Genomic DNA, 15,120 nt, shown 5'->3' with positions numbered 1-15,120 from the left:
ATGATCTAAAGAGTAATTCCTAACGGTATTACTCTTTTTGCTATGCGCATTTATAGATGATTAAAAGATTAAGAGAGTGGCGATAATAGTTACTAGTCTTAGAGCTAGTTCTATTTGATTTCTGAGAGATCATGTTCAAGCATGTAGAAAATTAATTGGAGGTTTTAATTAATGGTATCTTCATCATTTCCTCAATCAAGAACAGAGCAACATAGCGTAGATATGGGTATGAATTTGTCTAGTTTTCAATGGGCAGTTAAACCCCAACAATTATTACAACGGATGCAAGTAAAGTTAGAAGATATATTGTTAGGCAAGCAAGCGGAAGTTAAGCAAGTACTCGTATGTATGCTAGCTGGAGGGCATTTACTGCTTGAGGATGTGCCTGGTGTAGGTAAGACGATGCTGGCAACTTCAATTGCTAGATTGTTAGGTGGTCAATTTCATCGTATTCAGTTTACTTCCGATCTTCTTCCAGCGGATATCGTAGGAGGTATGGTTCTAGATCGACAAGATCGAGGCCTAGTATTTCGGCCTGGTCCGATTATGGCTAATGTCGTATTAGGAGATGAACTTAATCGGTCTTCACCTCGGACACAGTCAGCATTACTTGAGGCATTGGAGGATCGCAGTGTAAGTATTGAAGGACATAGTTACGCGTTGCCACAGCCTTTCGTGTTTATCGCCACACAGAATCCACTCCAATATGAAGGTACACATGGATTACCAGAAGCACAACGGGATCGTTTTATGATGCAATTATCACTTGGGTATCCGAGCAAGCAGGATGAGATGAGTTTGTTAGTTCAATATGCTGAAGGTACAAGGTATCAGACCAACAAACTTAGACCTGTAATGTCAGATGTAGAATGGATGCAAATGCAAAAGGAAATTCAATATATTTATGTTCATCCATCGCTAATTGAGTATATGGCAGACGTTGCCCATGCAACCCGAACAAATGTCGACTGTAAGCTTGGACTAAGCCCAAGAGCATTAAGGGACTGGTTACGAGCTGGACAAGCATTTGCTTATTTTGAAGGTCGTAGTTTTATACTGCCTGATGATTTACTAGCACAAGCAGTTGCAACATTATCACATCGTATTGAATTACAAGGTAGAGCTAATAACAGCTATAGCAAGGAACAATTCATAAGTAAACTATTGTTAGATATTCCGTTATCTAAAATGGACAATGTGGGAAAAGGGAGGGGGCAAAGATGAAAGGAAATCATCAACCCTCTCAGCTTCAAGATAAACATTCAAACACTAATATTAATGCTTCAGCCCCAATTGAGATTCGGCTCAAGTCTCAATTTAAGACGAGGTATGGGGCATGGTGCGGTATTTTTATTTTGTTTGTTGCCGCACTGGCAGCAGTAATATGGCGTAATGGAGCAGTTGAATGGTTGTTATTGACCGTAACTAGTGTAGTTATTATATATAGCGGGATTACGCCGAAAATTGCTGCATCCAAGCTATCGTATAACCGTATCATTTCTGAACAATATAGTCATGATGGCAATTTACAGATTGAAACGAGATTACATAGAGTTTTTCGTATTCCTGGGATATGGTATGTCATCCATGAACGTTATCACAATCAAAGTCAATTAAATAATCAATGGCTACAATATCGAGCTAACTTCGCTCCATTATTCCATGATGAAATGATCTTGAACTATCGTCTACAGCAAGTCACAAGGGGGAATTATGAGGCATTAACAACGGAAATTATTGTTGGAGATTGGTTAGGTTTAACTTCTATTACGGTGAAAAAAACTCTACAACAGCAATTTACTGTATTACCACCAATTATTAAGCCTCAATTAGATAGTTTTGTAATGAACAATAGTAGCAATCGTTGGATCGGAGATTGGAATGTTGAAAGTGAAGAGAACTCTAACCCGCTGAACATGTCTGAGCAGTCAGAGTCTGAATTACAATCTATAACAGTTCAAGATCAAGGAACTTATTATACTTCACAGCAACATAATGTCACTAGCGGAACCGGTAATGGTACAAGACCTTATATTGATGGAGATAGTTATCGTCGAATAGATATTCGTGCTGCAGCAAGAGGTCGTGGATGGCATACGAAATTGCAAGATGCGGAGCTACAGACACCGAAGCATTGCATAATATTAGATCAATATGCACTACCCTACCAGGATGATTTACGCAATCAAATATTTGAATCCATGGTGCAATGGTCATTAGTTGATGTCCATGAATACGGACAGGAGCAGCCTGTATTTGTCATTACAGATGATTGGAGCTTTGAGTACGTAACATCACAACATAGCTATGAATTGCGATGTTTATTTGCACTTGCGAAAGCAGATGTACAACAGCATATTGGAGACCGATTACCGCAGCTTGCAGTCCTTATACCTCTGAAGAGTCATATTACACTGTATTCAGGAGACTGGCGTGAAACAGAAAGTTGGTATGCATTAGCGGATATAGCTAGAAGCAAAGGTTGTACGTTAGAGATTCATTTTGCAACGAATAATAGAGTAATGACCTATGCTATGAGAGAACAACAGCGATCATTAGAGCAAGCTGGTGTCAAATTAGTATGGCGTTACAGTCAACCAGTACATATTCCAATTAGTCATGTCGTAGAAGGAAGTGAACGTTATGCATCAAGCTAGAGGAGAAGCGGAAACATATTTCTTATATCGCTTATTCACTTCAATATTATTATTCGGTTTATTAGTGGAATGGTTAATCCCATGGCTACATGCTGGTGAGTGGACGGAATTGTTACAGCCACAGGCTTTGGTGGTGGTAATAGGTACGATGCTCATAGTTGGTTTATTTCGACCTCGAATAGTAATTCATGTTACCGTTGCAATATTAAGCTGTATCATTGCTTTGATGTTGTTGTTTAAAGGCGATCAGCAAACGAGCTGGAATTGGCTCATACATTTAATACCAGAGCTTGGAAAAGACATTTCACAAATGTTTAGTTATGGTATTTTCTATATGTCCGATGAAATTCGAATATTGTTATTGTTTGCAGGTTGGATATTGTTAGCCCCTGCATTACAATCACTTATTTGGTATCATCAAATTGCTTTTTCATTGCTAGCGACGACGGTAATCTACTTATTAATACTTTATACATCACTAGGTATTGATCTGTTCTATGCACTGCTAAGGGTACTAGCGGAAGGTATATTGTTAATGGCATTAACGACAATACCAAAGCTAAGAAGGAAATTGACCATTAATCATGCGTGGCATGGAATGGCTATGCATCAGTGGATTGGTGTAATTATGCTTACCGTGATAATGATTGGTGGAAGTTTTTTATGGAGTCAATCCAAGGAACGAGACTTGGGACCTGTCGCATGGGCAAATGTCTTTTCGGAGTCGTTAGTACAAGATATGTCTGCATTAAGTAGTGAGATATCAGGGGTTCCTTTGAAAGAAACCGATAGTGCTGCTTACAGCTCTAAAAGTATGGGAGTATCTGGTTACAGCTTTAACGATGATATGTTAGGACAAACCTTAAAGTCATCCAAAGAGATCGTATTACATGGATGGTCTCCCGTTGAGAGCTATTGGAGAGCCGAATCTAAGACGGAGTATGATGGACATGGCTGGGTGGATCAATCACAAGTATTAACACTGAAAAGTATACCTTCGAAAAGTGATGCAGCACTTCAAAGTTGGCAGAATAGACAAGGTTGGGTAGGCTCAACAATTAGGCAAGATATAGAGTACGTTAAACCGTTAGTTGGTATGCCGATTATGCAGTCAGGTATTAATGGTGTAGTTATTAATCTAAATGCCGTTAATCCGGATAGAGATCTGCAAAATTATATTGTAGGAGTCGAGACTAGTTCGATCTATGCACCAACAACTGAATCGAAGATAAAAAGCTATAGCATTATAACAGAGGTGCCGATTACTGATGAGTCTGAATTACGATCTATCGAACCAGTAGAATCAGAAACTGCGGAGAAGTTATGGCAAGCAGATACGCTTGATCGATATTTGCAATTACCGGAGACTCTTCCTACGCGTGTAGCAGCGCTAGCCGCTGAAGTTTCTGGTGGAGGGTTAACGAGTCGCTATGACCAAGTGAAAGCTATCGAGCAGTATTTGAAGAACAATTATAAGTACACGTTAAACAGTACTATACCTGGAGAGAGCGACGATTTTGTTGATCATTTTCTATTTGAACAGCAAGAAGGTTATTGCGTTCATTTCTCTACTGCTATGGTTATTATGCTTAGATCTCAAGATATTCCTGCAAGATGGGTAAAAGGATATGGAATGGGGGAGGCAATCGATGAACGAACTTCGGAAGCGGGAGTCGTTGAGACGTTGTATGAGGTTAGAGAAAGTGATGCTCATGCTTGGGTTGAAGTCTATTTCCCAACGATTGGTTGGGTTCCGTTCGATCCAACACCTGCTGCTGATTCGGATGAACATGTAACTTCATTATCCCGAATTAGTCAGCTATGGGATGAGACACTAACTAATTCCATCGTTTTCCTTAAATCAATGAATAGTACGGGGATGTTAATTGGTTTAGTAGGTAGCTTGATCGTTATCGTTACATTTGTGATGCTGTGGATGAATCGCAATAGAATCAAACTAAATACTATTCTGCGTCAATATGCGAAAGCGTATGATTTATTGAAGTCTAGTAGTCAATTAGTAATGCAATCACATTCGCATGAAGGTGAACTGCCATCAAGAAATGGTGCAAAGCTGAATGAACTACAAAGGGCTAGAGAGAATCAACAGATGAGCATTGCTAATGTGCATCGTAATTTGTTTCAAGCGGCCAATTATGTAATCGGCAAATTAGAATTACGAATAGGGTTGCGAGATGGTCATCTATTACAAGTAAATACTTGGCGCACTCGAATTGGTGCATTCCTTACATCATCAGATTCGAAGTTTGATCAATCACTAGTTTTGTTGTTGCAATGGCTTGAGCAAGGTAACTACAATAACCCGTCTCAACAAACATTACCTGAACCGAAGGAATTACGACAGGTTTTACTAACTTTGCTGCCAAACCATCGGTTGAAATCTCGGAATGCTAGACGTCATCTGTTGAATCGTAATCATATCGATCGATCAACGACTCCATGAGGATCTGCGTTTATTACAGATAAAAGTTAATTATTGTAAATAAAATCAGAAACAATTGGTAAATAGAGAAAACCTTGCAATATTTCGTGAACTTATCGCGAAATAAGTAAGGTTTTTTACGTAGAAGTGGGTAGCCACCTTGACTATGCGGAAGTGGTATAGCTATAATTATCACATTAATATTGGGAGGCTCGGTCATGACTAAACAGAACGAAATCATCGTTGTTCTCGACTTCGGTGGACAATACAATCAATTAATTGCAAGACGTATTCGTGATTTAGGCGTTTACAGTGAATTACTACCTTATAATACTTCTGCGGAACGTATTCGTGAAATTAATCCAAAAGGTATCGTATTCTCTGGTGGTCCGGCAAGTGTTTACGAAGAAAATTCACCACTAGTTGATCCAGCGGTATACGATTTGAATATTCCTATTTTCGGTATTTGCTACGGTATGCAAATGATTTCTCATCAATTGAACGGTAAAGTTGAACGTGCTGGCAAACGTGAATATGGTAAAGCAGACGTACAATTTATCGAAGGTAGCACAATTGCTGCTGGACTTGAGAGCAATCAAACGGTATGGATGAGTCACAGTGACCTAGTTATTGAACCTCCAACAGGCTTTAAAGTTGATGCGAGTACGGAACATGCACCAATCGCTGCAATGAGCAATGATGATCGTAAAATTTTTGCGGTTCAATTCCACCCAGAAGTTCGTCATTCGATTCAAGGTAATGAAATGATTCATAACTTCTTGTACAACGTATGTAAAGTTGAGGGTAACTGGACGATGGAATCATTCATCGAAGATACTATTGCTGACATTCGTAAGCAAGTGGGTAAAGAGAAAGTACTATGCGCACTTTCTGGCGGTGTAGATTCATCTGTTGTAGCTATTCTATTGCACAAAGCAATTGGTGATCAATTGACTTGTATGTTTATCGATCATGGTCTACTTCGTAAAGATGAAGCTGAAGGCGTAATGGAAACATTCGTTGGCAAATTCGACATGAAAGTTCTTAAAATCGATGCTCAAGAACGCTTCCTAGGTAAGTTAAAAGGCGTAGACGATCCCGAACAAAAACGTAAAATCATCGGTAATGAATTTATCTATGTATTCCAAGAAGAATCAGATAAATTCGATGATTTCAAATATCTTGCACAAGGTACGCTTTACACAGATATCGTAGAAAGTGGTACTGCAACTGCACAAACTATTAAATCTCACCATAACGTTGGTGGACTTCCTGAAGACATTAAATTCGAATTAGTTGAGCCGCTTAAAGCGTTGTTCAAAGACGAAGTTCGTAAAGTTGGGGAAGAATGTGGTCTTCCAAGTGAAATCGTATGGCGTCAACCATTCCCAGGTCCAGGTCTAGCGATTCGTGTACTTGGCGAAGTAACAGAGGACAAGCTGAAAATCGTTCGTGACTCCGATGCTATTCTTCGTGAAGAAATCATCAAAGCTGGTCTTGATCGTGAAATTTGGCAATACTTTACTGCACTACCTAACATGAAATCTGTAGGCGTTATGGGCGATGCTCGTACGTACTCTTACACAGTTGGTATTCGTGCAGTAACATCTATCGATGGTATGACAGCTGACTGGGCTCGTATCCCTTGGGATATCTTAGAGAAGATTTCTGTTCGTATCGTTAATGAAGTAGACAACGTTAACCGTATCGTCTATGACGTAACTTCTAAACCGCCAGCTACGATTGAGTGGGAATAGGTTGATTCGAAATGATGCGTTCAGTTGCTCGGAAGCCGTGATACGTAAGGGTTTTTAGTATTGTAGGTATTGGGATTCTTCGTACACCTGCGACAATAGAGTGCTTAAATTACTCTCTTTTATTTGCGTTGTTTAGCGAATAGAAGGGAGTTTTTTTATGACCAAAATTAAAGAACTTATTGAGGATTTCAAACTAAACCAAGAAATTTTGGGCAGGGAAAAGAAATACGTTGATCTTTGCTTGTTTAGGTTGTACAGGTGGGAAAAGTTTACGGTTAATGTGTTGAGGGTTACCGAGACAGAGGAAGTGACACAGCTTCATATCAAGAAGTATATTCAGGAGCGACAGCGTGAGGGCAGTGAAGTAAACACAACGTTAAATAACAATATCGCTACATTGAAAGTGTTTTTTCAGTATTTAGTGAACGAAGAATTTATTGATGAACAGGAAAACCCCATGCGGAGGATTAGAAATCTCAAGGAAGAGAAGAAAGTCATTGTTACGTTTAATGATAATGAAGTATCAAGGATAATCAATGACCTGAAAGAAGAAACATATTCTAATGTTCGTGACAAACTAATTCTTATTATGCTCTTTGATACAGGAATAAGGGTTTCTGAACTGTGTAATATCAAAAACATTGACGTAGCAAGGAGACACATTCTGATTCATGGGAAAGGTTCTAAACAGCGTCTGGTGTACATTAGCAATATCATGCGAAAGTACATGAGAAGGTACGAAGCATTTAAGCAGGAACGATTCAGAAAGAGGTTGCTGGATGAAGTTGAGGACTACTACTTCCTAGATCAATCCGCTATAAAATTGTCTCGCTCCCGCATCAATAAGATACTGAAAGAACATTGTAACAATGCTGGAGTAAGAAAAGAAGTTAGATGTTCACCACACGATTGTCGTCATTATTTCGCACAGAAGCAGTTACGAAATGGAATTGATATTTACAGTTTGAGTAGGTTAATGGGACATTTTGATACACAAATAACCTCCAAGTATCTAAGGGGATTAGAGCAAGATGACATTTTACAGATTGGACGATTGCATAGCCCGCTGAATGGTATCAAAATAAAACAAAGTTCACTGTAGTGGTGTTGGGATAAGAGGATTGCCCCATACAGGTCACACAGAGCCATTGTGAGCCGTGTTGGAACATAAGATGATCGTTTCTGTATCCTGAAGGTCTTGAAGCCATAAAGACGAAATTAAGCGGTTAGGGTAGGTAGGGATGACTATTGAAGTCAGAGGATGAAAAAAGTTGGGGAAAGGGTATAATGGGTTATTATACCCTTTTCTTTTCATAAACGGTTAAAATTAAGTCCAACATGGGAGTTTACATAGGTTGTAGGGGGAAATCAGTATGAAATCAAGACCAGTAGATGTTGTTGAAGACGGTAAGTATTACATTAACTTATTAACTTCCATTCATGGTGACAAACCATTCGAAATTCGGTTTGTGCCTAACTCCAATCATCGGGGATTCGGTTCAACCAGTATATTGCGTTACGGTGACTACATTTACAGAGCCAAGCTTATTAAAGGGGAGGGCGTTGATAAGAAGGCTCAGTGGTGCAGGTTTAATGCGGAGGAATTTGGTCGGGCAATCATAGATGAATTTATGAACGTTTCAGATTACGGTGTGGGATGTAACGTTCTCTTTACGGTTAATTCCCCTAACTTTGACATAATGAATACGTGTGTTACCTCAGATGAACACATTAAAGATGGTGGTAGTATCAACGCTCAATTTATTGACATTGATGCTCCAAAACAAATACGTAAGGACAAGGAATCGCTAAGACAATTCAAAAAGCAAGTAGCCCAAAGTATAAAGTCGTTTTCTGTCCAACCTAGTGGCGTTATTGAAACGAAAAATGGTTATCACGTGTACTGGTTCGTCAGTGATGGTAAGCCTGAATTGTTCAGACATGTTCAAATGCAATTGGTGCAGGAACTTGGTGGTGACAAGAACTGTATCAATGAATCAAGATTGCTTAGATTGCCTTACTTTATGCACGTAAAAGACCCCAAAGAGCCATTTCCAGTGACAATCAAAGTTTGGCAACCTGAGGTTAGCTATTCGCAGAAGTACTTGAAAGATAATTTGTCAGAACTTACGGATGAAACATTAGAGAAGTTGATAAAGAAATCGGAATCCAGTCAGCAAACAAATATGAGTTCGACACGTAAAGATGCTGTGTTAGAACTTGTTTTCGAAAGAATCAATCCTGTAGGTGGAAACGAAGACAAAATTATTACCCAATGCTGTATGCCTGACCATAACGACAAAAAGCCTAGTGCATGGATTGATAAGAACTACATGTTTTATCATTGCCAAGGCTGTGGAACGCATCTACCGTTGGAGGAACTGGCAAGAGAACTGAATTGGCATGATGTTTTGGATGAAATCAACAGGTACGACATTGATTTAGACCAAGAATTAAACAAGGTCAAATCCAATGCGAGAAGCGTTAAAGAATTAATCAAAGACGTTAGTGAGCAGGAACAGCAACAAATTGAAAATATTGCTGAATCTGTGATTGGTGATTTTAAGAACGCCTACAACCAGAACATCAATGACAGGCATGTTCAATACATTTTTGACATTGTAACGCTTTTGGTCAAAGCATCAGAGCAGGAAAAGCCTACGTTGATACCACTTGAAATGGGTGGCGGAAAATCAACGATTATCAAGGTTTTCTTGCAACAAATGTTAAGGGATAGTAATGACTATGGTGCTGTTGTCGTTGTTGACCGCATTGAAGATGCGAAGAAACTTGCAGAAGAAATCAATGATTACTTTGGTTCAGATCAACACGCATTGGCATTATATGGGTTTGATGAAGATGATTGCTTAGATAACCTATACGAAAATGCCAAAAACAATTCTTGCCCTGTGTTCGCAACAAATTTCAAGTATAAGTGCAATCATATACAGAGATGCAGATATTTTCAGCAAGGCGAAATTCAAAAGCAATATCCTGTACTCATAGTCACAAAGAAGCGAATTAGCTTGGATTTTGGTAAGATTGGGAAATATAAGTTTTTTGGTGAACACGATGAAAAACAAAGAAAATTGCTTTTGTTCGATGAGAAGCCATCTATCGTATCTATAAGAGAACTTAATCACAAGCAGTTCGATAGATACAACGACCTCATTCAAAGCAAAATGGAGAAGTCTGAAACGCCAGAAGCATTAAAGGAGTTTAATAAAGCTGTTGAATACGTCGAATCGCATTTTTATGATGCGGAGAAGCGTGAGTTGTTTGAAGCCATTGACAAAGATTTTTACTTTTCTGATGCGTTTCAAACAGAGTTCCGTAAACAATTTCCTGACTATACAAGGGAAATATTCGAATACCCTAATACACTTCAAAACATCATTAGAAATGGCGGTCACAAGGATGTTACATCAAAGGGCGTTAAGCTAATCACTAACGTCTATCAAGACTACGCCGACATTTCTGGCTTTAAAACCTTTATCTTTGATGGAACTGCCGACATGGATTTAGAATATAACCATGACAAGTACAGATTGATTAACTTTGAGCCAATACGTACTTATGAGGGGCTTGAAATCAATATCTGCGATACAATCAGCGCATCTAGGACAAGTTTGAGTGATTCCGACAAAGTGAAAGCGTTCTGTGACGATGTGATTACGATTTGTGAACAACATCCAACCAGTAAGGTGTACATTCCTACGTTCATGAGTAATGAGGATGAAATCGCAGATTATCTAAAGGATTATATTCAAAGAGGACAGGTACTTCTTGCGCATTACGGAGCAACGAAGGGGACAAACAAGTTTAAAGAATGTGACATTGTAGCGATTTGCGGTATCCTCCACAAGAATGAGAATCATTACATTGCCAAAGCTAAAGCTATTTATGAGCAATGCGGCGAATTATTAGATGACATTGACTGTACAAAATATGATAATGTCAGAAGGTTTAACGATAACCGCATCGAAGCAGTCAAGTTACTTGATATGCTTGCCGAATACTCACAGGAGATCAAACGAAGTAACCAACGCAATAACGCTGAAAATGTTGCAGGAAAGGTTTACGTTTTTCACAACGATAAACTTTTATTGGAGCAGATCGGATTGAAGTTTCCAAACTGCACGATTAGTGAGTGGTATCCGCAAAATATGATTGAAACAGCTATTGTGACTAAGGGTAATAACCCAAAGCAAATGGCGTTCATTGATTACATTAACGAATGTGAAAAGCATGAAATATGGTTCGACGAGATTCGTGAATATTTAGATATGCCAACAAAAGGCTTCTCTAAGTTGATTAACAATGACACTATCCAAGATTTCATAAAGTCCAAAGGATACGTTGAAATTAAGGATGGAAAAAGAAAAAAGCTAGTTAAATCCTAGCTTTCCATTAGTCACCCTGCCACTATAAATATATAGTATGGTGAGGGTGACTATCTTTTTGCGCTGTGGTAGTGGCGGTTGAGCGAGTCCCCTTTTTTACCTGTTGAACTGGAACTGCGTGAGCGAGTCTCTAGCAGGCGAGTCATCTTCAAAGATATTGGAAATGACACATCCTTCGACCGACTGATGTTATTTTTTACGATACGTTAAAGATATGTAGCAGAAAGCTAACTAATACAAGGAATATATTCGTTAAAGGAAGTTCCTAGCTGAAAACGAGCGTTTGGAAGTAATCATTCGAAATCGTGAGCATAAACGAGCATGGATGATATTTTCCCGATAGATTGCGATAGAATCAGACTACTGTTCATATTCTTTGACACGACGGTAGAAAGTATTAGGCTTCATATCTAGTCTTCTCATGGCTTCTGTTGCTGTAACTTGTCCTGTCTTCCATTCTTTGTACGCCTTAGTGAAATCGGATGTGATCTCTTGCTTTGGTCTACCAAACTTCACCCCATTGTTCAAAGCGACTTCTATGCCTTCTGCCTGTCGTTGTTTGATGTTCTCTCGTTCCAATTCGTACAATGCACCAAAGACCGTTAGCATGAATTTACCCTGTGGTGTGCTTGTGTCGATGCTTTCTTTAAGGCTGACAAGTTGGACGCCTTTTGCTTCACATTCTTTTACGATGCTTAGAAAATCGTATGTACTTCGTGCAAGCCTTGAAATGGATTCGATGTATATCGTATCGCCTTCCCTTACAAAGTCTATAAGGGCATTTAATTGTGGTCTGTTGCGATCTTTACCGCTTACCTTCTCATTGAACCACTTCTCCATGTTGTATGCTTCTAATGCTTTTACTTGCCTTTCTTCGTTTTGCTCCGCCGTTGATACTCTGACATATGCAACCTTCATTATGCGTCATTCCCTTCGTACATATCTATGTCAAAAAGTATATATCCATTATTGACATATATCAATATTAAAAAACAATGTTTTGACATAGTGGATTGAATGCTTATTTGTATCTTTCAAAAGGTATACTTTTTGACATGGCACATCGGGGCGGAAGCGGGACTGAGTTGGCTTCTGTTACCTGTTAGTGTTAAGGGTGATGACACAAGGCTAGGGAGCGTTAAAATGGATTCTGGGCAGTCTGATGAAGTGGAAGAGGAGGTGGAGGGGGGTGGTTTACATCATTCTCGTTAATCATGCGGTTGGGAATAAGGGATGCACATCCGTCGCTCGACTATGAGCAAGATTTGAGCCGTTACGAGAAATGCAAATTTTTGTATGAGGGTGAATCAAGCTAACGGGCACCCCTTTGAATACACAAAAACCCTCCGAGTGGAGGGTTTTGCTGTATTTCCTTGAATTAATTATAACATAGATATAAGAGAATTATCAGACTATAAATGTATTCTATTCGCATGTATAATCGCTTGTACAAAAAATACCAGTGAGGGGGACGATACATTTGGTTTATCAGTTGTTTAATAATCTATTCCAGCAGGGGAAGCATCGGGAAATTGTGAATCTATTGAATCAATTCATGGACAACAATAATCTCTCTATACTTGAAAAAGGATGGGCACTTTGGAATATTTCAGACAGCTATGCAATAATGCGTGAACCCCTCTTAGAACACCAAAACCACATCAACTTCGTCGAATGGGGAAAAGACACTTTACATCCCGATAAATTACATTGGTTTGTTTCGGATGGCACACAGGCATTAACATTGTCGTTAGGAAATAAATTAGATGATTGGATAGAATGGTATGAATATGCCTGTAAGTATTCCAGTAAAAACAAAGACAATAGGGGTGTCAGATTCGAAAGTCATAGAGCGATGGCAGCTACATTTATCAAATTAAACATGCTCTCCTCCATCGGAAACCCGTTAAATCGAATGAAAGAACTAATTGAGGAAGATGGGAATTGGGAAAATATTATTTTCTCGAAAATTACTTACTACTCCTTATTACTGGAAAAAGGCTATAAATTAAATGATTACGTTGTCTTGAAGGATGCTAAAGATAATATACAGTCGTTAATGAACGATGTATCATTGGAACTGAAGAATGGGGAGCGAAAGGAATCTTTGTTGGGTAGTTGGGAAGAATTGAACGAAAGTCGGCAATCAAGAAGGGCGATGCTTGTATTACTCCATAATTTAGGCTGTACTTTCAGTGAGACAACTTATTATCAAGAAAGTGTTGAAGTATTCAGTACCGCAATTGATAACGGGGTTAATATAACTAAATACGGTGTGGCTATGTATCTTTTATCAATTTGGGAACAAAACAAGGATAAGACACAGATTGAAACACTTTTTTCTAAATTAGTCGAAAATCGTTATGAATTTAAGGAACTATATAAGTTTGCATCATCTCTTGAAAAGGTATTGTAAAGATTTCCTAACGCACTATCGTCAGATTCATTAAGCTAAAGGGGAACGATAGTGTAATAAAAGAGAAGTTTCATGAAAGCACAATCATATGCGGTTGTGCTTTTTGTATGATCTTGAGAGCATCTGGGAAGGTGGTGTGAACCAAACTTATTGAGGATGATCTTCGTCGTGCCTACGTGAGACATTAATACTATCCTTGATACTCCCACCTTCTCCAGAAGCTTCAACAACAAAATGGTCATGAATAGTATCGTCCTTGGTATATCTCCAGATACAAGTCCTGTCATCTTTGTTGCCTTTTTCATTACAAATCAGAGTACGATTCTCCCATTGTTGTGTTCCAGTTGGAACTCTCCACACATTTAATGTATTTGTATAAGCGGTAGAAACATGAATCACCATCTCTCCATTACCTTCAGGTAAGTAGACCCAATTACCTTCAGGAGCAGGAATCGTTTCTATGCTCATTAAAGGTGGCTGTGGTGTATTCGCATTAGCAAAGCCACTAATGGTCATAAATACAAATACAATTAAAACAAGTTTAGTCGTTTTCCTTCTCATAAAAATCACCTCAATGATATTGTTTCCTTGTTCATCTACAATTACCAACAAAATTACTCAGTCACCCATGCTCTATAAATATATAAAACGGTGAGGGTGACTATTGTTTTCACGTATAACACCTCACCTTTTTTACCTGTTGAATTAGGATAGCGTGAATAATAGTTATGTCTCTGGTTGTAACCTATTTTTGTTGAAATCGCTGGGTGTACCCGCTACAATTGATATACAAGAATAACGCAATAATTGAATAGTAATTGACTCTATTGAAGTACACGGTAGGTATTCGTGCAGTAACATCTATCGATGGTATGACAGCTGACTGGGCTCGTATCCCTTGGGATATCTTAGAGAAGATTTCTGTTCGTATCGTTAATGAAGTAGACAACGTTAACCGTATCGTCTATGACGTAACTTCTAAACCGCCAGCTACGATTGAGTGGGAATAGTATTATATAACGTTAAAAAGCTTGGAGAGCCTGCTTTTATGCAGGATTTCTTCAAGCTTTTTTGATTTGTTACCAGTTCTGATATAATGGATACAAATTCGAGTGAGGCATCAGACCCTAAATAAAAAGTTAAAAGGAGACAGTTATGTGCCGAAATATTAAGACGCTATTCAACTTTGAACCATCTGCTACTGATGTAGAAATTGAAGCAGCAGCTCTCCAATACGTGAGAAAAATATCGGGTTTCAACAAGCCGTCAAAGGCCAATGAGGAGGCTTTCAATCGTGCCGTTTATGAAATTCAACTGATATCTAAAAATTTATTGGATAACTTAGAGACGAAAGCAGAGCCTCGAGATCGCATGGTTGAAATTGAACGCGCTCGGATCAAAACAACGAAAAGGTTTGGGAGCAATGAATAAGATGTGAAGTTGA

Annotated in this window: 10 protein-coding genes and 1 pseudogene; 9 read left to right on the top strand and 2 right to left on the bottom strand. The window is 38.8% G+C overall.

The features are described from left to right. The first annotated feature begins 171 nt into the window (after positions 1-171). From NAG76_02480 to NAG76_02455, 6 genes are all read left to right on the top strand, one after another. Positions 172-1,224, top strand: coding sequence for a MoxR family ATPase (locus tag NAG76_02480; protein URN95143.1), 1,053 nt, complete (start codon positions 172-174; stop codon positions 1,222-1,224). Continuing rightward, on the top strand, positions 1,221-2,657 hold the full coding sequence (locus NAG76_02475) for a DUF58 domain-containing protein (GenBank protein URN95142.1): 1,437 nt from the start codon (positions 1,221-1,223) through the stop codon (positions 2,655-2,657). Before NAG76_02480 ends, NAG76_02475 begins: the two co-directional genes overlap by 4 nt. Continuing rightward, positions 2,644-5,121 carry a transglutaminase-like domain-containing protein gene (locus NAG76_02470; protein ID URN95141.1) on the top strand — a complete coding sequence of 826 codons (2,478 nt, stop codon included), beginning with the start codon at positions 2,644-2,646 and terminating at the stop codon, positions 5,119-5,121. The genes NAG76_02475 and NAG76_02470 overlap by 14 nt, the downstream gene beginning before the upstream one ends. Before the next feature lie 197 nt (positions 5,122-5,318). Continuing rightward, positions 5,319-6,857, top strand: coding sequence for a glutamine-hydrolyzing GMP synthase (guaA, locus tag NAG76_02465; protein ID URN95140.1), 1,539 nt, complete (start codon positions 5,319-5,321; stop codon positions 6,855-6,857). A 157-nt stretch (positions 6,858-7,014) separates the two neighbouring features. Further along, on the top strand, positions 7,015-7,959 hold the full coding sequence (locus tag NAG76_02460) for a tyrosine-type recombinase/integrase (GenBank protein ID URN95139.1): 945 nt from the start codon (positions 7,015-7,017) through the stop codon (positions 7,957-7,959). Between the two features lie 271 nt (positions 7,960-8,230). Beyond that, the gene (locus tag NAG76_02455; protein ID URN95138.1) at positions 8,231-11,260 is read left to right on the top strand and encodes a hypothetical protein; all 3,030 of its coding nucleotides are present in this window, start codon (positions 8,231-8,233) and stop codon (positions 11,258-11,260) included. Positions 11,261-11,620: 360 nt separating this feature from the next. On the opposite strand, the gene NAG76_02450 is transcribed toward NAG76_02455, so the two are convergent. Next, complete coding sequence (locus tag NAG76_02450) at positions 11,621-12,178, bottom strand: recombinase family protein (protein URN95137.1); 558 nt, start codon at positions 12,176-12,178, stop codon at positions 11,621-11,623. 562 nt (positions 12,179-12,740) lie between these two features. Here NAG76_02450 and NAG76_02445 point away from each other — a divergent pair. Continuing rightward, positions 12,741-13,676, top strand: coding sequence for a hypothetical protein (locus NAG76_02445; GenBank protein URN95136.1), 936 nt, complete (start codon positions 12,741-12,743; stop codon positions 13,674-13,676). Between the two features lie 147 nt (positions 13,677-13,823). Here the strand turns inward: NAG76_02445 and NAG76_02440 are convergent, their stop codons facing one another. Next, positions 13,824-14,237 (bottom strand): hypothetical protein, encoded by a 414-nt coding sequence (locus tag NAG76_02440; GenBank protein ID URN95135.1) that lies wholly within the window; start codon positions 14,235-14,237, stop codon positions 13,824-13,826. A gap of 272 nt (positions 14,238-14,509) precedes the next feature. Between NAG76_02440 and NAG76_02435 the strand changes: the two are divergent. Next, a pseudogene (locus tag NAG76_02435) lies at positions 14,510-14,686 on the top strand (GMP synthase (glutamine-hydrolyzing)). Between the two features lie 145 nt (positions 14,687-14,831). Continuing rightward, the gene (locus NAG76_02430; protein ID URN95134.1) at positions 14,832-15,107 is read left to right on the top strand and encodes a DUF2277 domain-containing protein; all 276 of its coding nucleotides are present in this window, start codon (positions 14,832-14,834) and stop codon (positions 15,105-15,107) included. Positions 15,108-15,120: the final 13 nt, after the last annotated feature.

The sequence above is a fragment of the Candidatus Pristimantibacillus lignocellulolyticus genome (genome assembly GCA_023639215.1).
Taxonomy (GTDB): Bacteria; Bacillota; Bacilli; order Paenibacillales; family Paenibacillaceae; genus Pristimantibacillus; species Pristimantibacillus lignocellulolyticus.
Note: the sequence above shows the minus strand (reverse complement) of the source record. Positions and strands in the feature narration are given on the sequence as shown.